We start from the raw sequence: 21,624 nt of genomic DNA, 5'->3' as shown, positions 1-21,624 counted from the left end.
GTCGGTTGGCGCTGCCGAGCGGGCGGAATGCCCGGGTGCCTCCGTGTGCTGACCCGGGTGTTCCGCCCGTTCGTGCGGGGCGCGCTCAGCCGAGGCGGGTCGCGGCCAGGCCGCCGTCCACGTCGATCGTGGCGCCGTGCACGAAGGTCGCTTCGTCGGAGGCCACCCAGCGCACGGCGAAGGCGACGTCGACGGGGCGGACGGGTGCTCCGGCGGGGGTGCCCGCCGTCATCTGCGCGAGGACGTCGTGCGAGTCCGCGTTCCCCGGTGTCGCGGTGGCCCCGGGCGACACGGTCGACACCCGGACGCCGTGCGGTCCGAACTCGGCTGCCCAGGCGCGGGTCAGCTGCTCGACCGCGGCCTTCGTCGCCGGGTAGAGCGCCGTGAACGGGACACCGACGCGGGACATCCACGAGCCCACGTTCACGACGACGCCCGAGCCGCGTTCGACCATCGCAGGAGCCAGCGCTCCGACCAGCACGTGCGGCGCGCGGACGTTCGTGGCCCAGAGCGCTTCGGCGTCCTCGTCGGCGAGCAGCGCGGTGGGGCCGACCGGGTAGACGCCGGCGTTGTTGACGAGCACGTCGACCCGGCCGCCGAGGGCCTCGGTGGCGCGGGCGGCGAGGTCACGGACCGCGTCGGGGTGGGTGTTCAGGTCGCCGATCACGGCCACGGCGGTGCCTCCGGACGCGGTGATGGTGTCCACCACGGCCTGCGTGCGCTCCGGGTCGCGGCCGGCGACCGCGACGGTGGCGCCGGAGGCGGCGAGGACACGGGCGACGGCTTCACCGATGCCGCTCGAGGCGCCGGTCACCAGCGCGGTGCGGCCGACCAGTCGGTCGTCGGTGGTCAGGGAGTCGAGGAGTGCTTCGTTGGTCTGCATGCTCCGATGCTCGGTCCGACGGACCCGTCGGTGATTGCCCAGGACTCCGGAGTGCTTGCCGGATCCCGCACGGGCACCACTCGCGTCGGATGCCTCGACAGAATGGGCACATGGACGACGTCATCTCGGACCGGCTGGACCGTGCGCTGCAGAGCGTCCTCGCCCACCTCGACGACACGGAACGGGCCGGACGGCTCGGCCTCCGCCTGGCCCGGGTCGACCGTCCGACCGACCTCGGGTACCAGCGCTACACGCCGTCGGTGTCGGTGGTGCTCGCCGGACGGAAGCGCTCGATAGTGGGGGACGACGACCAGCTCTGGGGTCGGGAACGCTTCATCATCACGCCCGTCGACCTGCCCGTGATCGCCGGGGTGGTCGAGGTCGAACCACCCGCGGGGTTCGTCGCCGTCGTCTGGCAGCTCGACCCCGCGGTGGTGGCCGAGGTCGCGACGGCGATGTCCCGCCCGCACCAGGACGAGGCGCCGCCGGCACGGCTCGGCAGCTGGACCCCGGCCCTGGCGGATGCGTTCGCCCGACTCGTCGGACTGCTCGATGCTCCGGAGGACATGGCCGTCCTCGCCCCGCTCGTCACCCGCGAGGTGGTGCTCCGCCTGCTGCAGACGGACCAGGCACCGCGCATCCTGGCCGCGATCGGCAACCGGGACGGCGACGTCGTCGCCGCGGCAACCGCCCTGCTCACAGAACGGCTGGCGGACCCGTGGTCGGTGGCGGGCCTGGCCGCGGCGGTCCGGACGAGCGAGTCGACACTCTTCGCACGCTTCCGGCAGGTCACCGGCATGAGCCCCGTGCAGTACCTGCGGCGGCTGCGTCTGGGCGAGGCCCGGCGGCGGATGATCGTGCTCGGCGACACCGCTGCCCAGGCTGCGGCGGCGGTGGGGTACCGGAGCGCCTCGCACTTCTCGCGTGACTACCGCGCGCTGCACGGCCGACCACCGGCTGCCGACGCCGGTCGGGCCCGTGCACTGCTCGCACGGGGTGAGGTCGCGATCGCCTGACCTGCCAGCGCGATCGCCAGACCGACCCGCGCGGTCAGTCGGACGGATGACGCGGACGAGTCCGGGCAGGCCCTACTGTCATCGATGCGGGCGACGACCGTCGCCGCGGAGAGGACCGCTCGTGTTGACGAACGTGTCGGGGGCACACGCCGTGGTGCTCCTCGTGCTGCTGGCGCTCGAGGCCGTGGCGCTGGTGCAGGTCTGGCGCGATCGTCGCCGGACGCAGTTGGTCAAGGTGCTGTGGACGGTGGTCATCCTCGCGCTGCCCGTGATCGGCGTGCTGGGGTGGGCCGTGAACTGGCTGCTCGGCAAGGCTGCGGACGCGCTGCAGCGCCGGAACGCTTGACGCGCGTCAGTCCTCGGTGAGGGCCGCAGCGTAGGCACGGACGGACCGGTGGTACCGGGGGAGTGTCGGCTCGACGGCCTCGATCGCGACGCGCAGCGCCTCGGCAGAACGTCCCGCGCTGTGCAGGGCGAGCGCGAGGAACACCCGCGGTGCCGCCCCGGTGGCCGGGTGCTCCGGCGCGTCGCGGAGCATCGCGATGGCCGCGTCGATCCGGCCGAGGTTCCGCAGGGTCGAGGCGTGCTGGACGACCATCCTGGCTGCGCGGTCCGGGTCGACGGAGTCCAGGCCGGCTGCGGTCGCGGCGGCGTACTGCACGTCGGCATCGGCCTCGTGTCCGCCTGAGTCGAAGGCACCCCCGAGCTCGAACGCGCCGAGCGCTGCGTGCGGAGCGTCGGCGGCGAGGTCGCGCATCCGCTCGATCCGCTGCTGGTCGTCGATCGTCTCGTCGTCCCACAGCGCCGCGACGCGTGACTCCCAGTCCCCTGTGCTCATCCAGCGAGCGTAGCGCCGTCGGTGATCGTCGCGCGGAACGATCGCACCAGCGGTTCGCCGGGCTGCACGACGGCGGGGGTGTCCCACGCCAGGGCCGAGCCGATCGCTGGGTACTCCTCGGCGCGGACGAACCAGGGGTCGTGGTGGTCGACGGCCTCGATCCGGATCGTCGCCGGACCGCCGTCGAACACCGCCGACCAGGTGATCCAGGGTGTGACCGAGCCGTGCACGGCGGTCTCGCCCTCGGCGTCGGCGGTCCGGACGGCGACCCCCGTGCACTCGGGGAACCGCCAGAAGAAGCCGCCGTAGCCGGCTCCGGTCCGGCCGTTGCTGCCCGGGCCCCCGAGGTGCACCGGGGTGTCACCCGGGGTGCGGAACGACGACGACCAGGACAGTTCCCACCCGCTGGCGACCGCACGCCAGCGGAGGGTGCGGTCCTCGCGCAGGACCACCGCGCGGTCCGGACCCCGCCAGACGAGTGCCTCGGCGGACATCGTGTCGTGCTGCTCCGCGTGCACCAGCTCGACCGAGCCGTGGTCGTCGCGCCACACGTAGCCGAGCCCCGCGACGTAGGTCCGGCCGCCCCAGCAGTTCACGCCGTCGACGCCCGGGATCGCGACACCGACGCCACAGTGCCAGTCGTGGTCGCCGGGGTGGTGCGCGCTGACGACGGTGCCGCCGAGGGTCCGGACCGGGTGCAGGTACGGCCGAGGGGACGACGTGGCGATCGTGCCGGCGCCGCTGTGTTCGACGGCGACCTCGACGCCGTCCACGACGAGTGCGCGGATGCCGTCGTCGGTGCTCACACCACCGACGCTACCCGCGCGTCAATCGGGCGAGCACGACGCTGTCGAGCACCTCGTGCGGATCACCCTCCGGTGTCGTCGCGGTGCGCGGCCGGACCTCGGCGACCAGGACGTCCCACCCGTCGTCGAGCTGCAGGGCGGCGAGGTCATCGGCCGGCGCGGGGAACCGGTACTCCCGCAGCTCGGGCGGCAGGTCGTCGTGCGGGGGAGCGGCGTGTGCGGTGACGAGCAGGTGCCCACCGACGTCGACGAAGCCGGCGGCCCGACGCAGGATGTCGGCTCGGGGGATCTCCACCGGCCACGACTGCAGGAACGACGCCGTCACCAGGTCGAACCGCGCGGCGGTGTCCCACCGGCCGAGGTCCGCTGCGACGAACGCCGTCCGGTCCTGCACCCCGGCGGCGACGGCAGCCCGCGAACCACGCTGGAGCGCCGTCACGGACAGGTCGATGCCCGTCACGTCCCACCCCTGCTCGGCGAGCCACACCACGTCGCCGCCCTCGCCGCAGCCGAGGTCGAGCGCCCGCCCCACCGGCAGCCCCCACGTCACCGAGGCGAGCACGGCGTTCACCCGGCCGGACCAGATGCCGTCGCGCTCGGCGTAGCGGGCCTCCCACCACTCCCGGGCGGACGGTGCGGCGGTGACATCGGTGGCAGATCCGGCGGCGGAGCCGTCGTGGTGGGTGTGCATGCACCTACTCCAGCGCACGTGCCGGGCCGGACCCAAGCGGTGTTGCCGACCCGGCAACACCGCACCGTGCGAGGCGGGCGCATGTCGGGCCTCCCGTCCGCCCCGATCGTGAGCAGAAGGTGTCGGGTCGGCTCGACGGACCCGACCATTCCTGCTCACGAAGCGGGCGAAGCGAGCGCGCGAGCGACCGCGCCGCCCCCCTACTCGTCGGCGGGCAGCGGCTCGGCGTGCTCGATGCGTGCGCTCGCCGTGGCCATGTGCGCGTCCATCGCGCGCTGCACGGCGGACACGTCGCGGACGCGCAAGGCCTCGAAGACGGCGCGGTGCTCGTGGAACGCGGCCTCGGTCGCCTGCCGGGTCTGCACGCGCCGCGCGACCCAGACGCTCAGCATCGAGCGCAGGCTCTGCAGCAGGTCGGCGAGCACGTCGTTGCCGGACGCCCGCGCCAGCAGGACGTGGAACCGGACGTCGGCGTCGATGAAGGCCTGCGGGTCGTCGAGCGTCGCCTCTTGCCGGACCAGGTACTCGCCGAGTTCGGTGATCTGCTCGTCGGTGGCGCGCTGCGCGGCGAGGATCGCGGCCGTGCGCTCCAGCGAGGACCGGATCTCGAGCAGCTCGCGGGTGCGGTTCGACGCGAGCATGAGGCCCCACGACAGGGTCGTCGGGAGCAGGTCCGAGGTGCCTCCGCGCAGGTAGGTGCCCGAGCCGGGGCGGATCTGCACGATGCCCAGGATCTCGAGGGCGGCGAGGGCCTCACGGACGGCCGAGCGTCCGACGCCGAGCCGCTCGGACAGGATCCGCTCCGAGGGCAGCCGTGAGCCGGGGGCCAGTTCGCCGGCGGTGAGCAGCGAGACGAGCTGTCGGGCGACCACCGAGGCGGGGGACCCGACGGGCACGGACTCGAGTTCGAGTCGGATGTTGAGGGGGTCGTCCGGGCTGAACGCGGGCATGCAGTGAGCGTACCGGTCGGTCAACCGGTTGCCTGGGGAGCGTCGCTCAGGCGACCGACATTGCGCAAGAAGCAGCGCGGAACGCGCGGAATGGTCAACCGGTTGACAAGTTGCCCGACCGCGACGCACACTGGATCAGGCGCACCGATGCGCCCGCTCTCGATCCGCGCAGCAGCACGGAGCGTCCCGGCGAAGCCGACCGGAACATCCCGGCCCGGCCGCCAGGAGCGTCCCGGCGCAGCCGCCAGGACCGTCCCAGCCCAGCCGCCAGGACCGTCCCGGCGCAGCCGCCAGGACGGGAGTCGTACCACCCCCACCGAGCAGGAGTCATCGTGGACATCCCCGCCACGCGAGGCATCCCCACCTCGGTCGTCGAGAAGACGGCCATCCGCAAGATCGCGATCCGCATCGTGCCGTTCGTGGCACTGATGTTCTTCATCAACTTCCTCGACCGCACCGCGATCTCCTTCGCCGCCCCCAACGGCATGGAGGCCGACCTCGGCCTGACCGCCGCCCAGTTCGGCTTCGCGTCCGGTGTGTTCTTCATCGGTTACCTCGTGCTCGAGGTGCCGTCCAACCTGGCGCTGCACAAGTTCGGCGCCCGGATCTGGCTCGCCCGCATCATGATCACGTGGGGCATCGTGTCCCTGCTCTTCACGTGGGTGCAGAACTACCCGCAGCTCGTCGGCCTGCGCTTCCTGCTCGGCATCGCCGAGGCCGGCTTCTTCCCCGGCGCGATCCTGTTCCTGTCGACCTGGGTCCCGGCCCGTCACCGCGGCAAGATGCTCGCGCTGTTCTACCTGGCGCAGCCGCTCACGAGCGTCATCGGTTCCCCGCTCGCCGGCTGGCTGATGACCCACGAGGGGATCCTCGGCGGCCTGGCCGGATGGCGCTTCATGTTCCTCTGCGTCTCGATCCCGGCGATCATCGTCGGCGTCCTGTGCCTCTTCGTCCTCAAGGACAAGCCGTCGCAGGCGAAGTGGCTCGACGAGGACGAGAAGATCTGGCTGGAGACGACGCTCGCCGCCGAGAGCGCCGCGAAGGGCGGCGGGGACGGTCACGGCAAGGGCGGCCTGCGTGCGGCCTTCGGCTCCGGCCGCGTCTGGATGCTCGCCGCGGTGTACTTCGGCTTCATCTACGGCCTCTACGCGCTCAGCTTCTTCCTGCCGACGATCATCGACGGCTTCCAGGAGCAGTTCGGCACCACGTTCGACCTGTTCCAGAAGGGCCTGATCACGGCCATCCCGTACGTGCCCGCCGCGGTGGTCCTGTACTTCTGGTCGCGTGACGCCTTCCGACGTGGCGTCCGGGTCTGGCACATCGCCGTCCCGGCCCTGGTCGGTGGCCTGAGCATCCCGGTCGCGCTCTACATGAACAGCCCGGCCGCCACCGTCGCGGTCATCGCGATCACGGCGTGTGCGATCTTCGCGGCCCTGCCGAACTTCTGGACGGTCCCGACGCAGTTCCTGACCGGTGCCGCCGCAGCCGCGGGGGTCGCCCTCATCAACACCGTCGGCAACCTCGGTGGGTTCGCCGCCCCGTACATCACGGGTGCGGTCAGCGAGTGGACCGGCGGGTACCAGGTGCCGATGTTCATCGTCGGGTTCTTCATGGTGCTGTCGAGCGTGCTCATGTTCGTGCTCGGCCGGAACACGAAGCGCAACGAAGCGGCCGCCGCGGCGTCCGGAGCCGACACCGCGGTCGCCGCCACGGACGGACCGACCGCCATCGCGAAGGAGGCCGGCGCATGACCCGCCTGTTCAACGACCCGGCGGACTTCGCCGACGAGATGGTGGACGGCTTCGTCGCCGCCAACCGCGCCCGGGTGCGCAAGGTGCACGGCGGCGTCGCCCGCTCCACCGCCAGCCCCGAGGGCACCGTCGCGCTCGTCGTCGGCGGTGGCTCCGGCCACTACCCGGCCTTCGGTGGCCTCGTCGGGCACGGCCTGGCGGCCGGTGCCGCGATGGGCAACCTGTTCGCCAGCCCGAGTGCCCAGCAGGTCACCGCGGTGGCGAAGGCGTCCGAGCACGGCGGCGGCGTGCTGCTGAGCTACGGCAACTACGCCGGCGACGTCCTCAACTTCGACGCGGCGGCACGGGCACTCGAAGCGCAGGGCATCGACGTCCGCACGGTCCGCGTGACCGACGACGTCGCGTCCGCGCCCGCCGACCAGGCACACAAGCGCCGCGGCATCGCGGGGGACCTCTGCGTGTTCAAGGTGGCCGGCGCGGCCGCTGAGCGCGGCGACGACCTCGACGCGGTCACCGCGATCGCGACCAGGGCCAACGACCGCACCCGCAGCTTCGGCGTCGCGTTCTCGGGCTGCTCCCTGCCCGGCGCCGACGAGCCGCTCTTCACCGTCCCCGAGGGGCGCATGGCCATCGGCATGGGCATCCACGGCGAACGCGGCATCGCCGAGGCCGACGTCCCCACCGCGGACGGCCTGGCCGACCTGCTCGTCGACAAGCTCCTCACCGAGCGACCCGACGACACCGGCACCGGCACCGGCACCGGCACCGGCACCGGCACCACAACACACGGCACCGCAACAGCACCCGCCGCCCCCCGCGTCGTCCCGATCCTCAACGGCCTCGGCTCGGTCAAGTACGAGGAACTCTTCGTCGTCTTCGGCGCCGTCCAGCGGAAGCTCACCGACGCCGGCATCGTCGTCGTCGAGCCCGAGGTCGGCGAACTGGTCACGAGCTTCGACATGGCGGGCGTCTCGCTCACCCTGTTCTGGCTCGACGACGAACTCGAGCAGCTCTGGGCAGCACCGGCCGACGCCCCCGCCTACCGCAAGGGCGGCGCCGTCCCGCAGCAGCCGGTGCCGGTCGAGGTGCTCGAAGCCGGCGTGGTCGTGCCCGTGACGCCCGGCACCGAGGAGTCCCAGGCTTCGGCCGCCCGCGTCGCGGCCGCGATCACCGCGATCCGCGCCACCATCGACGACCACGCCGACGAGCTCGGCCGCATCGACGCCGTCGCCGGTGACGGCGACCACGGCATCGGCATGCAGCGCGGCTCCACCGCCGCCGACCGTGCGGCACAGGACGCCGCCGCCCGTGGCGCCGGCGCCGGTTCGGTCCTCGCGATCGCCGGCGACGCGTGGTCCGACAAGGCCGGTGGGACGTCCGGTGCGATCTGGGGTGCCGCCCTGGAGGCCCTGGGTCGCGTCCTCGGGGACGAGTCCCGTCCGACACCCGCCACCGTCCAGAGCGCGGTGCACGCCGCCGCCGAAGCCGTCCTGGCCTTCGGAGCCGTCCCCGGCGACAAGACGATGGTCGACGCGCTCGTGCCGTTCGACCAGGTCTTCTCCGCCCGGGTCGACGCCGGCGACGAACTCGTCGACGCCTGGTCGGCCGCCTCGGCCGCAGCACAGACCGCGGCGGACGCCACGGCCGACCTGTTGCCCCGGATGGGCCGCGCCCGCACCCACGGCGAGGACGCCGTCGGCACCCCGGACGCCGGCGCGATCTCGTTCGCGCTCATCACCGCCGCTGTCCTGACGACCATCGCCGTCCCCGCCTGACCCCCACCACGAAAGGCACACCCGCATGAGTGAGCAGCAGTTCCGCATCGTCGTCGGTTCGGACGACGCCGGCTTCGACTACAAGGAGGTCATCAAGGCCGACCTGGCGAAGGACCCCCGCGTGGCCTCCGTCGTCGACGTGGGCGTGGACGCCGACGGCCACACCGCCTACCCGCACGTCGCCGTCGACGCCGCCCGTCTGGTGGCGAACGGCGAGGCCGACCGCGCGATCCTGATCTGCGGCACCGGCCTCGGCGTCGCGATCGCGGCGAACAAGGTCCCCGGCATCCGCGCCGTGACCGCGCACGACTCGTTCTCGGTGGAGCGCTCGATCCTGTCGAACGACGCCCAGGTGCTCTGCATGGGCCAGCGCGTCGTCGGGGTCGAGGTCGCGCGCCGGATGGCGAAGGAGTGGCTCGGCTACACCTTCGACCGGACGAGCGCGAGCGCCGAGAAGGTCAACGCGATCTGTGCCTACGACGGCTCCGCCCCGGTCGGGACCGACGCCTGATGTCCGTGACCACGGCGGCCGCCCCGGTGACGATCGGGGTGTCGCTCAAGATGTACTTCAGCCATGCCCGGACGCTCGAGTGGGCGGCCGCCGTGGCCGACATCGCCCGGAGCCACCCGGCGGTGCGGTCCGGCGCGGTCGAGCTCTTCGTGGTGCCGACGTTCCCGTCGCTCGTCCCCGTCCGAGCGATCCTGACCGGGTCAGGCGCTCCGGTGCTGCTCGGTGCCCAGGACCTCGCCTGGGCCGACGAGGGTGCCTTCACCGGCGAGGTCTCCGGCGCCGAACTCCGTGAGATCGGGGTCGACCTCGTCGAGATCGCACACGCCGAGCGCCGCTCCCTGTTCCACGAGACAGACGACGAGATCGCCGGCAAGGTGCACGCGGCGTACCGCAACCACCTGCGACCCCTGATCTGCATCGGCGAGACCGAGCGCGCCGCCGACGGCGACCCCGCGGCCGCGATCGCCGAGGTCACCGCGCAGCTCGACCGGTTCCTGGCGACCGCGACTGCAGACGGCATCGCCGGACCGCTCATCGCCGCGTACGAGCCGGTGTGGGCGATCGGCGCCCCGCAGCCCGCGCCCGACGAGCACATCGTCGCGGTCCTGGCCGGCATCGAGCAGCACCTGGCGACCCGGCCGGAGCTCGCCGGCTCCGTCGCGATCTACGGCGGCAGTGCCGGTCCAGGCCTGCTGACCCGGGGTGCCGGACGCATCGGCGGCCTGTTCCTCGGCCGCTTCGCCCACGACCCCGAGGCGATCCGCACGATCCTCGACGAAGCCGAGGCGCTGGCCGCGACGCAGGACGGAGCACCGGCATGACCTCCCTGCTCGGCCTCTCCACCTACGCCTACTTCTGGCGCATGTCTGACCGCGTCCCGTCGCCGATGTCCCTCGACGACGCCCTGCGCGACGCCGCGTCGCACGACGGCGTCGACCTGTTCCAGATCTGCGACCACCTGCCGCTCGACACCGCGACCGACGAGCGCCTGGCCTCGATCCGGTCCCGGGCCGCCGACCTCGGTCTCACGCTCGAGGTCGGCACCCGAGGCACCCGGCCGGAGCACCTCGCCCGGTACCTGCACGTCGCGCAGCAGCTCGGCGCAACGCTCGTGCGCAGCATGTGGACGAGCGGCGACGACCAGCCCGACGCGGCCGAGACCGAACGACGCCTGCGGCAGGCGCTCCCCGCCTACGAGCGCGCGGGCGTGACCCTCGCACTGGAGACCTACGAGGTCGTCGCCACCGCCGACCTCGTCGCCGTCGTCCAGGCGATCGGCTCCGACAGTCTCGGCATCTGCCTCGACCCGGCGAACACCGTGGCACGGCTCGAACACCCGGGGGACGTCGTGGCGATGACAGCCCCGCACGTCGTCAACTGGCACGTCAAGGACTCCGCCTTCACCCGCTCACCGGGCTGGGTCGGGTTCCAGTACACCGGCGTCCCGATCGGCACCGGGGTCCTCGACCACGACGCCGTCCGCGCCGCGCTCGAACCAGACACCCGGGGGATCAACCGCGTCATCGAGTTCTGGCTTCCGTGGCAGGACGAGCACGCGGGCGCCGAACCGCTGCCGGGGGAGCCCCCCGCACAGACCACCACCCGCATCGAAGCGGCGTGGACCGAACACACCATCGAGTACATCAGGAGCAAGGAATCATGACCGACACCGTCACCACCCCCCACACCGTCGCTGCCGGATCCGGCACGGCCGACGTCACCGTCGCCGTGATCGGTGCCGGCGGCAAGATGGGCACCCGCGTCTCGAACAACTTCGCGAAGAGCGAGTACACCACCCTCTACAGCGAGGCCTCGCCCGCCGGCCAGGAGCGCATCCAGGCCCTCGGCCGCGAGATCACCGACAGCCTCGACGCCGCGAAGGCCGCCGACGTCGTCATCCTCGCCGTCCCGGACGTCCTGCTCGGCACCATCTCCGAGCAGCTCGTCCCCGTCATGAAGTCAGGCGCCAGCATCCTGACGCTCGACCCGGCCGCCGCCTACGCGGGTCTCCTCGCCAAGCGCGAGGACATCCACTACGCCGTGGCGCACCCGTGCCACCCGTCGGTGTTCCTCGAGCGCACCACCAAGGCCGAGTGGGACGACACCTTCGGTGGCATCGCCGCCCCGCAGGAGGTCATCGCGGCCTTCGACGCCTCGGAGTCGCTCGGCGACGAGGGCGACCGCGCCAAGGCCGTCGCCGAGGCCGTCATCACCACGATGTACGCCCCGGTCATCCAGGTGCACTGGGTCACGGTGAAGCAGCTGGCCGTGCTCGAGCCGACCCTGGTCGAGACGATCGCCTGCATGATCGGCGACTTCCTCAACGACGCCCTCGAAGAAACGGTCACCGGTGTCGGCGTGCCCCGCGAGGCCGCCCGCGCCATGCTCTACGGCCACACGTGGATCGCGCTGACCAACGGCCTGCGCGGCTCGAACCCGTTCTCCGACGCCTGCCACATCGCGATGGGCTACGGCCGCGAGAAGCTCATCAAGGAGGACTGGAAGCAGGTCTTCGACGACAGCGAGCTCGACTCGGTCATCGCGAAGATGCTCAAGATCGACGCAGTCCGGCGCTGAGCCGGACCGCCACCGACCACCGCGCCGACCCGTCAGCGCGCCCGGACCGGAACGCCCCGCCGACCCCCTTCCGGCGGGGCGTTCCCCGTGCCGTCGGCGGCCACGAACCCCCGCGGCCCCCACGCCTCGGCCAGCGTGATCGAGGCCACGCCCGGCACCGTCAGCGCCCGCACGGCGTCGGCGAACCACCGCGCGGCGGCCGGCGTGTGCTGCGCCGGGTCCGTCGCGTCCGGAACGGTCTCCGGGCCGTAGCCGTGCTCCACGGTCGCGTCCGCCACGACCCGGGTCGGCGCCGTCGCCACCGCGTTCCACCGTGGCCGCAGCGTCACCGGTCCCACGTGCAGCGCCCTGCCGGCGGCCAGCCTGGAGGCGCTGCTCACCACCCAGCGCTGCATCCGGATCGACTCGGTCACCTGTTCGGGCGACCGGTCGTGCATCTGCGGCGTCACGCTGCAGGTCAGGGGGCCGTCCCAGCCCGAGAACACCGCGATCGAGCGGTTCAGCTCGGTGAAGTGGGCCCGGGTACCGGCGACGACCTCCAGCGCGCCGACCGCTGCCGCCGCTTCGCGCAGTGCCCGCTGCAGCGCCGGCGTCGTCACGTGCGACACCGGGTCGAACGCCCCGACGCGCGCCACCGGCCCGCCCTCGAGCACCGCGTCGATCGCCGCGCGCAGCAGCACCGGGTCGTCGGTGACGAACCGGACGTCCAGGGGAGCGCCACCCGCGTCCCGGCGGGCCGAGGCGAGCACCGCCTCGGCGTTCGGGGCACCGAGGGTCGGCTCGACCAGGATCGGGAACCCGCGGAGCAGGTCGGCGTCGTCCGGGCGCGCAGCGACCGGTGCCGAACCCGCGAGCAGCTGGAGCGTCGGCGGCGGCGCGACCACGGCACCGGGAGCGGGCCCGTCGAGCGCCGCCAGGTCCGGGGCGGGGGAGGCCGCGCCTGGCGACCGGGTGCCCGGACCACCTGCTGGACCGCCCGCCGTCGCACGCAGGGTGAGCCCCTGCCGGACCGTCGTCCCCGGCGTGCTCGCGACCGGGAACGGCTCGGCGAGGGGCGTCGAGTACGTCTTGAACGAGGCGTCGGTCCAGTTCCGCTGGTCCTCGGTCTCGAACACGTCGCCGGTCAGGTCGAGCGACAGCGCGACCGGACCCGCCGTCCAGTCGAGCCCGGCGACGTCGACGGCCGGCTGGTGCGGCGCGATCCAGAACGGGAACACCGTCGCGGTAACGCCACCGGACGGGTGCCGCACCGTCAGCGGCTGCCCGGCCAGGGTCGGCGGGTGCAGGACGACGAGCCCGATGCGGTTGCGGCGGAAGGCCCGTGTGACCGTCCCGACCGCGGCGACCCGAAGGGTGTCGTCGTCGACGGTGACCTCGAGGACGGTGCGGACGACCTCGACGCCGTCGTACCGTGCGCTGGTCTCGATGCGGATGCGCCCATCGTCACCGTCCACCGTGCGTGTCAGCACGGTGTCGTCGGCGGTGCGCCAGTCGTGGTCGCGGACGACGAACCGGACGGCGCGCAGGACGAGCGTGCCCCGGAACGTGACGTCGGCGAGTTCGGCTCCGCGCAGGGCCAGACGCCAGGGCCCGACGGACACGATCTCGTCGTTCGACGTCGCAGTCATGGTGCATGCCTAGCACCGGTCAACCGGTTGGGCAATGATGGGTGTGACGGAGCAGCGCTGCTCCGAGGACGGAGTCCCACATGACCGCACGACTCGACGGCCGGACCGCACTCGTCACGGGAGCGGGGTCCGGCATCGGCCGCGCGATCGCCGACCGCTTCGTAGCCGAGGGGGCCACCGTCGTCTACGCCGACCGCGACGCCGATGCGGCCGCCGGTGCCGCCGCCGCAGCCGGCCCGACCGCGATCGGCCTCACGATGGACATCGCCGACGAGGCGAGCGTGACCGCGGGGTTCGCCGGACTGGCCGAGCGTGGCGCGAGCCCCGACGTGGTGGTCGCGAACGCCGGTGTGCAGCTGTTCGGCCACGACGCGAAGGTCGCCGACCTGTCGCTGGAGACCTGGGACCGCACGGTCGCGGTCAACCTCACCGGCACGTTCCTGACGATCAAGCACGCCGTCCGGGCGATGCTCGCGAGCGGCACCGGCGGCTCGGTCATCGCCACGGGGTCGCCGACCGGCCTGAACGGTGAGGGCGCCGACTTCGCGGCGTACTCCTCGACCAAGGGCGGCATCCACGCACTCGTCCGGGCGACCGCGATGGCGTACGCGCGGCACGGCATCCGGGTGAACACGGTCGTGCCGGGCTACACCGAGACCGGCCTCGTGTCGGCGATCTCCGGTGACCCCGAGGCCCGAGCCGCGATCGTCGCCCGCACGCCCCTCGGCCGCCCGGGCACCCCCGACGACGTCACCGGCATCATGGTCTACCTGGCCAGCGCGGAGTCGTCCTACGCCACCGGAGCGGAGTTCCGCGTCGACGGCGGCATGACGAGCCTCTGACCCGTCTCACGCCCGCCGCCGGACCCGCCGCACCGCCCTGGAGGCCCGGTGCGGCCCCGTCAGGCCGTCTCGCGCCCGGCGAGCAGCGCGCCCAGGGCTGCGGCACCGCCCGCAGCGTCGGGCACGGTCACCATCCGCGCCTGCCCGCCGCGGAGCCGCGCGACCAGCCCCGGCCCGGACCGCACGACGTAGGCGACGCCGCGGCCCGAGATCCGGTAGCCCCAGCCGCCCCACTGGCCCGGGGTCACCTGCTCCCACCCGCACGACTCGATGCGCTCCAGCGGGACGCGCATGAGGGGGATCCTCGTCCAGGTGGACGTGAGCCGCATGCCGCGACGGTCGACGGTGAGTTCCACCCGCGCCAGCACCAGCACGGCGATCCCCGCGATCACCATCGCCAGTCCGGAGACGACCGCCGTCGTCACCCCGGCCGATGCCGTCCAGACGGCGGTGCCGACGCCGAGGACCACGACGACCGCCCCGATCACCGCGAACCACCGGCTGCCGACGCGTGCGCGCCAGGCGACGCGGGTGTCGGGCCCGACCGCCAGGGGAGCGACCTCGTGGGCCGGCACGGGTGCAGCGACCCGGAACAGTGCGAGCACGGGGACGGCGGCGACCACCACGGCGACGAGCAGGAACGGGACCGTCCACCAGGGGGACAGGGTGCCGTCGCCGGCCGTGTTCGTCCACGCGAGCACGACCCAGGCCGAGCCGAGGGTCCCGGCCAGCAGGTTCGCGACGAGCAGGACCGTGGCTGCTGTCCGCCTGTCGCGCCAGCGCAGCGCGGAGAACGCGAGGACGACGGCCACCAGTGCCACCGCCAGGGTGACCCAGAAAGCCGTCCACGGTGACCCCCAACCGTCCGCGGTGCCGTCCGTCCGGAAGTGGATCGCGATCCGCGCGGGCATGGCGGATGCCGCGAGGACCGCGGTGAGCACCAGTCCCACCGCGACCAGGAGCCCTGGTGCCGTCACGGCCAGCCGTGTGCCCGTGGTCATCGGTCGAGTCGTCATCGTGCCCCCTTGATCATCGTGAACAGGTCGTCGAGCGAGACACCCAGGGTGTCCGCCTGGTCGCGCAGCTCGTCGACGAGCGTGCGCAACCGGTCGAACGAGGCGTTGCCCGATCGCAGGACCGTCGCGCCGCGGCCGCGCCGCAACTCGATCAGTCCGTCCTCCTGCAGCAGCGCGTAGGCGCGCAGGACGGTGTGCATGTTGACGTCGACCGAGGCGGCGAGGTCCCGCGCAGCGGGCAGCCGTTCGCCGTTCCGCAGCTCGCCGCGGGCGATCGCGTGCCGGATCTGGGTGGCGACCTGTTCCGCCAGGGTCGCTCGCGCCTGCGGGTCGACGGTGATCAACATGTTTGCATTCTATGCGAACAATCCGACATCGCACCAGGGCTGCTCCACCCGTTCGGACCCTGTTTGGCCGCGGAACGCAGCACGTGGTTCCGCGGCTCCCGGCACGCGTACCGTCCGTCGCGATGACCGAATCACCCACCACCACTGCCCCGTCGAACTACGAGTCCGCCGACGGTGTGGACCCCCTGCACGTCACCACCTACCGACAGGTCCGCAAGGCCGCCCGCCGCGGACACGCACTGCCCGGCGACGCCGGTGAGCCGTCCCTGGCCGACCTGGTGAACGCCCGGAAGAACGGCACCGCCGAGTCCCGCTGACGCAAGCTCACGATCCGGTCTCGACGAGGTCTCGATCGGGACACGACGACGCGAACAGCACGAGGGTGCTGCCACGATGACGTCCATGGTCTCCTTCCGGTCCGCACTGCCCCTGGTCGTCGTGAGCGCGGTCCTCGTGTCGGGCTCGCTCGCCGGCTGCTCGGCCGACGACGACGCAGCGGCGCGGCCGACGTCGACCCCGACGCCGACCTCGGAGACCTCGGACGTCCAGCCCGCGGGCGGCGCGACGGACCCGATGGAGGAAGACCGGAGTGCTGCGGCGATCTGCGGCCAGATCACTGCGCTGGAGACGATCTCGCTGAACGCGACGGTCGGGCGAAGCCAGGGCGATCTCTCCGAGGCGCAGTACCAGGCACTGATCGCGGCGGAACGCTTCGGCTACGAGCACCTGTCGAGCACCGACGAGGAGCTCGACGACGCGATCGACTACGCGCACGAGTACCTCGACGCGCACCCCGCACCGACGTCCGGGCCGGCGCTCGAGATGACTCCCGAATGGGAACTCGTCGGGCGGACCCTGATCACCGCGTGCCGGGGTGCCGGGTCGAACGTCGTGGGCACCGCCCAGTACGGCGGCTGACGACCCGGATCATGGTCCCGTGACCGCCGTCACGAGCGCGTCGAGCGCGCGGTCGAGCTCCGGCATCGTCACGGCGCCGTAGCCGAACACGATGCCCGGCGGCGTGCTGCCCGGCGCGAGCCCGTACTCCTCGAGCGTCGCGACGAGCACCCCGGCGTCCGCCAGCCGACGCGCGATCCGCGCCCCCTTGGTCGGACCCGACCACGTGACCACCGCATGCAGTCCGCCGTTCAGGGCACGGGCCTCCAGGCCGGCGACGTCGCCGAGCCGAGCCGCGATCCGGGCCCGGCGGTGCGTGTAGTCGCGACGCACCCGACCGAGGTGCCGCCGCAGCCCACCCGTCCGCAGCAGGTGCACGAGCGCGGCCTGCACCGGTTCGGCGACGACCGCGCCACGAGCCCGACGAGCGGCGAGCACCGCCTCCGTCACCGGGGAACCCGTCGCCGCGACGGTCGGCAGCACGACGTACGCGCAGCGCAGCCGGGGGTCGAGCGTCTTCGAGAAGCCGCCGACGTGCAGCACCACGCCCTCGGCGTCGAGCGCGGCCAGTGCGGGCACGGGAGCACCACGGTGCCGGAACTCGGAGTCGTAGTCGTCCTCCACCACCACGGTGCCGGTGGTGGCGGCCCAGGTGAGCAGCCGCCGGCGCCGGGCGACGGGCATCACCGACCCGAGCGGGTACTGGTGCGTCGGGCTGACCAGGACGGCGTCGACCGGTCCGGCGGCCTCGAGCGCGTCGAGGTCGAGGCCGTCCTCGCCGACCGGGACGCCCACCAGGGATCCACCAGCGCTCGTGATCGCACGGTGTCCGGTGCGGTAGCCGGGGTCCTCGACGACGACGACGGGAGCGCGACCCAGCAGCCCCCGCAGCGCCTCGGTGACGAGCGACAGCGCCTCCGAGGTACCCGCGGTCACGAGCACCCGGTCGACCGTCGCCGTGAACCCGCGGGTCAGGCCGAGCTGGGCGACGACCTGTGCCCGCAGGTCGGGGGAGCCGAGCGGGTCCGCGATCGCGTTCCGGAGCGGGGCCGATGCCGCTGCGCGCCAGGCTGCCCGCCAGTCCCGCTGCGGGATGGCGGTGACGGCGGGGATGCCCGGACGGCAGTCGATGAGCGGAGCGGACGGCGGAGCGGCCGCGACGCCGACCGCGCCGGAGCCGGAACCGGCGGTGTCCGTGCCGACGGCCGACGGTGCACCCGCGGTCCGACCGTGCAGGTCCGCCGCGACCCGTGCGAGGGCACCGTGCCGCGTCCGCAGGTACCCCTCGCCGTCGAGCTGCTCGTACGCCGCGACGACGGTGCCCCGGGCCACCCCGAGCTCCGCTGCCAGCACCCGCGTCGATGGCAGCGGATCGCCTTCGCGCAGGGTGCCGTCGTGCACCATCCCACGCACCCGTGCCACCACACCGGACACCTTGCTCGACTGGTCCATCGTGATCGCCCCGATCTGGTCCAGGCACCGGACCACTGCTGACCCTAGCGTGACGACATGCCCACCTCGAGCTCCGAATCGGAACCGCCCACCGACGGCCCCTCACTCCGCGTCCGTCGCCTGCGGGACCGCCAGTCCGACGCCCCCGCCGTCCTGCACGCGATCCTCGCCGAGGCGCACCTGGCCCACGTCGGCATCGTCCGCGGTGGCCAGCCCGTCGTCCTGCCGTTCCTCTGCGCCGTCGGGGACCTCGGTGACGGCCCCGTCCTGCTGCTGCACGGCTCGACCGGTGGTGGGCTGTTCCTCGACGCCGGGGCGGAGGGCGTGCCGGTCGCCGCCACCATCACCCACCTGGACGGTCTCGTCTTCGCACGCTCCACCAACGACAGCTCGGCGAACTACCGCAGCGCGATGGTCGCCGGCCGCGCCACCGTGGTGCCGACCGACCTGCGCACCGAAGCGCTCTGGCAGGTGGCCGACCACCTCATGCCGGGCCGCCGGGCCGAGGTGCGCGAGATGACCGCGAAGGAGGTCCGCGCCACCCAGGTCCTCCAGCTGCCCCTCGACCGCGCGAGCGTCAAGGTCCGAGCCCACGGTGTCGGCGAGGACCCGGCGGACGGTGAGGACCACACCGTCTGGGCGGGCGTGCTGCCGCTCGCGGTCCGCGCCGGGGTCCCGATCCCGGGGGACATCTCGGGGGACAGCCCGGTGGACGCCTCGGTCGTCGCGCTGTCGGCTCGCCTCGACCGCCTGGCGGCCGACCGGGGGGCCCGGATCGCCGCCGTCATGCGGGTCACGCCGGTCTGAGCCCGGGTCCACCGCCGCGGGCCGGCTCCGGAACGCCCGTGCGCGCCGTCGGAGTGGCCTGCGAGCGGTGCTCGTTCCTGTGACCAGCTGCAGGAACACTCCGGCGCTGCCCAGCCGCGTGCACCGCCGTGACCAATACGTTACTTTCCGGACCGCCGAGTGGTCCCGACCCGGAAGGACCCATGGGACGCCACACCCTGCCTGCAGCAGCCGACGACCGTCAGCCCGCGCGAACGCACACGCACCCCGCGGTCGACCCCACGCCGCTGACGCCGGACACGCAGCAGTCCCGTCCCCGTGGTCGCCGTTCGGCCCTCGGCCCCGCGGCCGCCCGCTCCACCTTCGTCGAGCACCCGAAGCCGGCCCGGACCGTGCGGATGCAGCCGCGTCCCGCCCCCGTCGCGTCGTCGGCGGGCAGTGCGGTGCTGAGCCGGACCGCCACCCTGCGTGCCGAGCGCGCCGTCGACCCGCGGCACATCCGCCGTTCCGCCAACGCGAAGCGCGCGGCCATCCTGCTCGCCCCCGCGATCGCGGTGACCTCGAGCCTGACGCTCGCCCTGCCCGCGAACGCCGACACCCTGCCCGCGGACACCCGTTCCGGCACGACCACGGCGCAGGACGCCCAGACCTTCACGGTGGCGCACGACGTCCAGGTCCCCGTGGTCTCCACCGACGGCATGACCACCACGACGACGATCGTGTCCTACCCGACGCTCGACCTCCGCTTCGGGGTGACGACCGCGCAGGCACAGTCCGCGTTGTCCGCCGCACTCTCGGCCGGGGGCGACCGGGCCACGATCGTGCAGACCGCCCTGCAGTACATGGGGGACCCGTACGTCGAGGGCGGCGCGAGCCACGAGGGCATCGACTGCTCCGGGCTCACGATGGTCGCCTACCAGGCGGTGGGGATCCAGCTCGTGCACTACGTGCCGACGCAGGACGCCGTCGCGACCACGATCCCCGAGTCCGAGGCACTGCCGGGCGACCTCGTCGTGTACGACGACGAGGACCACGTCGGCCTGTACCTCGGCCAGGGGCTCGTCCTGCAGGCACCGCACCCGGGCGAGGTCGTCGACATCGTCCCGATGTACTCGGCGGCGCACCACTTCGCGCGCGTCCTGCCCGCCGGCAGCTGACCCGGCCAGCCGTGGTGGTGACCAGCAGGACCACCCGGACGGGGCGTCCCCACCGATCACGGGCCTCCCGTATCCTGGAGTGATGGCTTCCGACACCCGCACCCCGTTCGAACAGCAGCAGTCTGCTCGTCCGCAGGTGCGCCCGCGCACCGAGGGCTGGAAGCAGGCCACCGACACCGACGGTCGCCCGCTGCTGCAGTTCGCGTCCCCGAAGCGTGGCAAGCCGCCCGTGCACCTGGCCGACCTCACGGCCGAGGAACGCGAGGCCCGCGTGAAGGAACTCGGCCTGCCCGGGTTCCGCGCCAAGCAGCTCGCGACCCACTACTTCCAGCACTACACGTCCGACCCGGCCAAGATGACCGACCTGCCCGCCGCCCAGCGGGAGCAGCTCGTCGCCGGGATGCTGCCGCCGCTCCTCACCGAGACCCGGCGGCTGGCGACGGACAACGGCGACACGATCAAGTTCCTCTGGAAGCTGCACGACGGCGCCCTGGTCGAGTCGGTCCTCATGCGCTACCCGGGCCGCATCACCCTGTGCGTCTCGTCCCAGGCCGGGTGCGGCATGAACTGCCCGTTCTGCGCCACCGGCCAGGCGGGGCTGACCCGCAACATGTCCACCGCCGAGATCATCGAGCAGATCGTCCGGGCCAACGCCGCGATCGCCGCCGGTGAGCTCGGGGGCGATCCGCGCAAGGGCGGCCACGACCGCGTCGACGCCGAGCGCGTGACGAACATCGTGTTCATGGGCATGGGGGAGCCGCTCGCGAACTACAAGCGGGTGATGGACGCCGTGCGGTTGATGGTCGCACCGCAGCCGAACGGTCTCGGCATGAGTGCCCGCGGCATCACGGTGTCGACCGTCGGCCTGGTGCCGGCGATGATCAAGCTCGCGGACGAAGGGATCCCGCTCACCTTCGCGCTGTCCCTGCACGCACCCGACGACGAGCTCCGCGACGAGCTCATCCCGGTGAACTCGCGCTGGAAGGCCGACGAAGCGATCGACGCCGCCCACAACTACTACGTGAAGACGGGCCGTCGTGTCTCGATCGAGTACGCGCTCATCAAGGACATGAACGACCACGCCTGGCGAGCCGACCTGCTCGCCGAGAAGCTCAACAAGCGCGGCAAGGGCTGGGTGCACGTCAACCCGATCCCGCTCAACCCGACGCCGGGCTCCGTGTGGACCTCGTCCGAGGTGCACGTGCAGGACGAGTTCGTCCGCCGACTCAACGCCGCCGGCATCCCGACGACCCTGCGCGACACCCGCGGCAAGGAGATCGACGGGGCGTGCGGGCAGTTGGCAGCGGCCGAGTAGGTCGGTCCGGTTCGTTCGGGAGGCACGGTGCGGGTTCGCACCGTGCCTTCCGTCGTTCCCGGGGTCGCGCTCACCCCGTCGATCCCCGGAAACCCGGGGGACACGTGCCGTTCACCCGACTGCGACACGCCCGGGAGGGACGACGGTTGGCAGGGCCCCCGGGGCGTGTGTAAAGTAATCACTCGTTGCCGCTGAGGCGGAGAACGGAACGGCCGAGACGGTCACAGGGTGCAAGCCCTGGATGCGCAGTCCGGACGGGGTCCCGCTCAGGCAACATCCCCCGAAGAAGTCGAAGTGATTCGACGTGTCTGACGGTGGAACAAGACGAATGCCTCTCTGGTGGAACCTGTGATGGGTCGAGCGGGGAGTGCGTCTGGTCCTTGAGA

General features: G+C 72.8%; 23 protein-coding genes. 14 read left to right on the top strand and 9 right to left on the bottom strand.

The features are described 5' to 3' along the window. Positions 1-85 precede the first annotated feature (85 nt). Positions 86-883, bottom strand: a complete 798-nt coding sequence (locus BIU89_RS10345) for an SDR family NAD(P)-dependent oxidoreductase (RefSeq protein ID WP_071246360.1) — start codon at positions 881-883, stop codon at positions 86-88. 110 nt (positions 884-993) lie between these two features. Here BIU89_RS10345 and BIU89_RS10340 point away from each other — a divergent pair, with 110 nt between their 5' ends. Together BIU89_RS10340 and BIU89_RS10335 are read left to right on the top strand one after the other, a co-directional pair. Beyond that, positions 994-1,899: an AraC family transcriptional regulator gene (locus tag BIU89_RS10340; protein ID WP_071246358.1), complete on the top strand. Its 906-nt coding sequence runs from the start codon at positions 994-996 to the stop codon at positions 1,897-1,899. A gap of 133 nt (positions 1,900-2,032) precedes the next feature. Next, on the top strand, positions 2,033-2,245 hold the full coding sequence (locus tag BIU89_RS10335; RefSeq protein ID WP_254791589.1) for a PLDc N-terminal domain-containing protein: 213 nt from the start codon (positions 2,033-2,035) through the stop codon (positions 2,243-2,245). A gap of 6 nt (positions 2,246-2,251) precedes the next feature. Here BIU89_RS10335 and BIU89_RS10330 read toward each other — a convergent pair whose 3' ends face one another. The 4 genes from BIU89_RS10330 to BIU89_RS10315 all read right to left on the bottom strand — a co-directional run bounded on the left by BIU89_RS10330 (position 2,252) and on the right by BIU89_RS10315 (position 5,184). Beyond that, positions 2,252-2,737: a tetratricopeptide repeat protein gene (locus BIU89_RS10330; protein WP_071246354.1), complete on the bottom strand. Its 486-nt coding sequence runs from the start codon at positions 2,735-2,737 to the stop codon at positions 2,252-2,254. Further along, entirely contained in the window at positions 2,734-3,543 is an 810-nt protein-coding gene (locus BIU89_RS10325; RefSeq protein WP_071246352.1) for a PmoA family protein, read from the bottom strand. Before BIU89_RS10325 ends, BIU89_RS10330 begins: the two co-directional genes overlap by 4 nt. Before the next feature lie 10 nt (positions 3,544-3,553). Next, positions 3,554-4,234 (bottom strand): class I SAM-dependent methyltransferase, encoded by a 681-nt coding sequence (locus BIU89_RS10320; RefSeq protein ID WP_071246350.1) that lies wholly within the window; start codon positions 4,232-4,234, stop codon positions 3,554-3,556. A gap of 200 nt (positions 4,235-4,434) precedes the next feature. Then, on the bottom strand, positions 4,435-5,184 hold the full coding sequence (locus BIU89_RS10315; protein WP_027465119.1) for a FadR/GntR family transcriptional regulator: 750 nt from the start codon (positions 5,182-5,184) through the stop codon (positions 4,435-4,437). Between the two features lie 332 nt (positions 5,185-5,516). Here BIU89_RS10315 and BIU89_RS10310 point away from each other — a divergent pair, with 332 nt between their 5' ends. The 6 genes from BIU89_RS10310 to BIU89_RS10285 are packed head-to-tail and all read left to right on the top strand — an operon-like array spanning position 5,517 to position 11,798. Further along, on the top strand, positions 5,517-6,935 hold the full coding sequence (locus BIU89_RS10310) for an MFS transporter (protein WP_071246348.1): 1,419 nt from the start codon (positions 5,517-5,519) through the stop codon (positions 6,933-6,935). Further along, positions 6,932-8,710 (top strand): dihydroxyacetone kinase family protein, encoded by a 1,779-nt coding sequence (locus BIU89_RS10305; protein ID WP_071246346.1) that lies wholly within the window; start codon positions 6,932-6,934, stop codon positions 8,708-8,710. The genes BIU89_RS10310 and BIU89_RS10305 overlap by 4 nt, the downstream gene beginning before the upstream one ends. A 25-nt stretch (positions 8,711-8,735) precedes the next feature. Further along, entirely contained in the window at positions 8,736-9,221 is a 486-nt protein-coding gene (locus tag BIU89_RS10300; protein WP_027465116.1) for a ribose-5-phosphate isomerase, read from the top strand. After that, positions 9,221-10,042: a triose-phosphate isomerase family protein gene (locus BIU89_RS10295; RefSeq protein WP_071246345.1), complete on the top strand. Its 822-nt coding sequence runs from the start codon at positions 9,221-9,223 to the stop codon at positions 10,040-10,042. The genes BIU89_RS10300 and BIU89_RS10295 overlap by 1 nt, the downstream gene beginning before the upstream one ends. After that, complete coding sequence (locus BIU89_RS10290) at positions 10,039-10,884, top strand: sugar phosphate isomerase/epimerase family protein (protein WP_071246344.1); 846 nt, start codon at positions 10,039-10,041, stop codon at positions 10,882-10,884. Before BIU89_RS10295 ends, BIU89_RS10290 begins: the two co-directional genes overlap by 4 nt. Then, on the top strand, positions 10,881-11,798 hold the full coding sequence (locus BIU89_RS10285; RefSeq protein WP_051596643.1) for a phosphogluconate dehydrogenase C-terminal domain-containing protein: 918 nt from the start codon (positions 10,881-10,883) through the stop codon (positions 11,796-11,798). The genes BIU89_RS10290 and BIU89_RS10285 overlap by 4 nt, the downstream gene beginning before the upstream one ends. A gap of 32 nt (positions 11,799-11,830) precedes the next feature. Here BIU89_RS10285 and BIU89_RS10280 read toward each other — a convergent pair whose 3' ends face one another. Then, positions 11,831-13,426 (bottom strand): hypothetical protein, encoded by a 1,596-nt coding sequence (locus BIU89_RS10280; protein ID WP_071246342.1) that lies wholly within the window; start codon positions 13,424-13,426, stop codon positions 11,831-11,833. A gap of 80 nt (positions 13,427-13,506) precedes the next feature. On the opposite strand from BIU89_RS10280, the gene BIU89_RS10275 reads away from it, so the two are divergent. Further along, positions 13,507-14,268, top strand: coding sequence for an SDR family NAD(P)-dependent oxidoreductase (locus BIU89_RS10275; protein ID WP_071246340.1), 762 nt, complete (start codon positions 13,507-13,509; stop codon positions 14,266-14,268). A 59-nt stretch (positions 14,269-14,327) separates the two neighbouring features. Here BIU89_RS10275 and BIU89_RS10270 read toward each other — a convergent pair whose 3' ends face one another. Both BIU89_RS10270 and BIU89_RS10265 read right to left on the bottom strand, forming a co-directional pair. After that, positions 14,328-15,284, bottom strand: a complete 957-nt coding sequence (locus BIU89_RS10270) for a DUF1648 domain-containing protein (protein ID WP_071246338.1) — start codon at positions 15,282-15,284, stop codon at positions 14,328-14,330. Next, positions 15,281-15,631, bottom strand: coding sequence for a GntR family transcriptional regulator (locus BIU89_RS10265; RefSeq protein ID WP_027465110.1), 351 nt, complete (start codon positions 15,629-15,631; stop codon positions 15,281-15,283). The genes BIU89_RS10270 and BIU89_RS10265 overlap by 4 nt, the downstream gene beginning before the upstream one ends. A gap of 122 nt (positions 15,632-15,753) precedes the next feature. On the opposite strand from BIU89_RS10265, the gene BIU89_RS10260 reads away from it, so the two are divergent. After that, on the top strand, positions 15,754-15,948 hold the full coding sequence (locus BIU89_RS10260) for a hypothetical protein (RefSeq protein ID WP_071246336.1): 195 nt from the start codon (positions 15,754-15,756) through the stop codon (positions 15,946-15,948). A gap of 85 nt (positions 15,949-16,033) precedes the next feature. Next, the gene (locus tag BIU89_RS10255) at positions 16,034-16,549 is read left to right on the top strand and encodes a hypothetical protein (RefSeq protein WP_071246334.1); all 516 of its coding nucleotides are present in this window, start codon (positions 16,034-16,036) and stop codon (positions 16,547-16,549) included. Between the two features lie 9 nt (positions 16,550-16,558). On the opposite strand, the gene pdxR is transcribed toward BIU89_RS10255, so the two are convergent. After that, positions 16,559-18,016 (bottom strand): MocR-like pyridoxine biosynthesis transcription factor PdxR, encoded by a 1,458-nt coding sequence (gene pdxR / locus BIU89_RS10250; protein ID WP_083404305.1) that lies wholly within the window; start codon positions 18,014-18,016, stop codon positions 16,559-16,561. Positions 18,017-18,037: 21 nt separating this feature from the next. Between pdxR and BIU89_RS10245 the strand changes: the two genes are divergently transcribed. From BIU89_RS10245 to rlmN, 3 genes are all read left to right on the top strand, one after another. Beyond that, on the top strand, positions 18,038-18,787 hold the full coding sequence (locus BIU89_RS10245) for a pyridoxamine 5'-phosphate oxidase family protein (RefSeq protein WP_071246332.1): 750 nt from the start codon (positions 18,038-18,040) through the stop codon (positions 18,785-18,787). A 182-nt stretch (positions 18,788-18,969) separates the two neighbouring features. Continuing rightward, positions 18,970-19,923, top strand: a complete 954-nt coding sequence (locus BIU89_RS10240; RefSeq protein ID WP_071246327.1) for a C40 family peptidase — start codon at positions 18,970-18,972, stop codon at positions 19,921-19,923. 82 nt (positions 19,924-20,005) lie between these two features. Next, a complete protein-coding gene (gene rlmN, locus BIU89_RS10235) occupies positions 20,006-21,238 on the top strand; it encodes a 23S rRNA (adenine(2503)-C(2))-methyltransferase RlmN (protein WP_027465106.1) in 1,233 nt (410 codons plus the stop codon). Positions 21,239-21,624 lie beyond the last annotated feature (386 nt).

Source organism: Curtobacterium sp. MCBA15_005, assembly GCF_001864855.1.
In the GTDB taxonomy this organism is placed as follows: Bacteria; Actinomycetota; Actinomycetes; order Actinomycetales; family Microbacteriaceae; genus Curtobacterium; species Curtobacterium flaccumfaciens.
The sequence above is the reverse complement of the archived record's forward strand: the minus strand, read 5'-3'. Positions and strand labels throughout refer to the sequence as shown.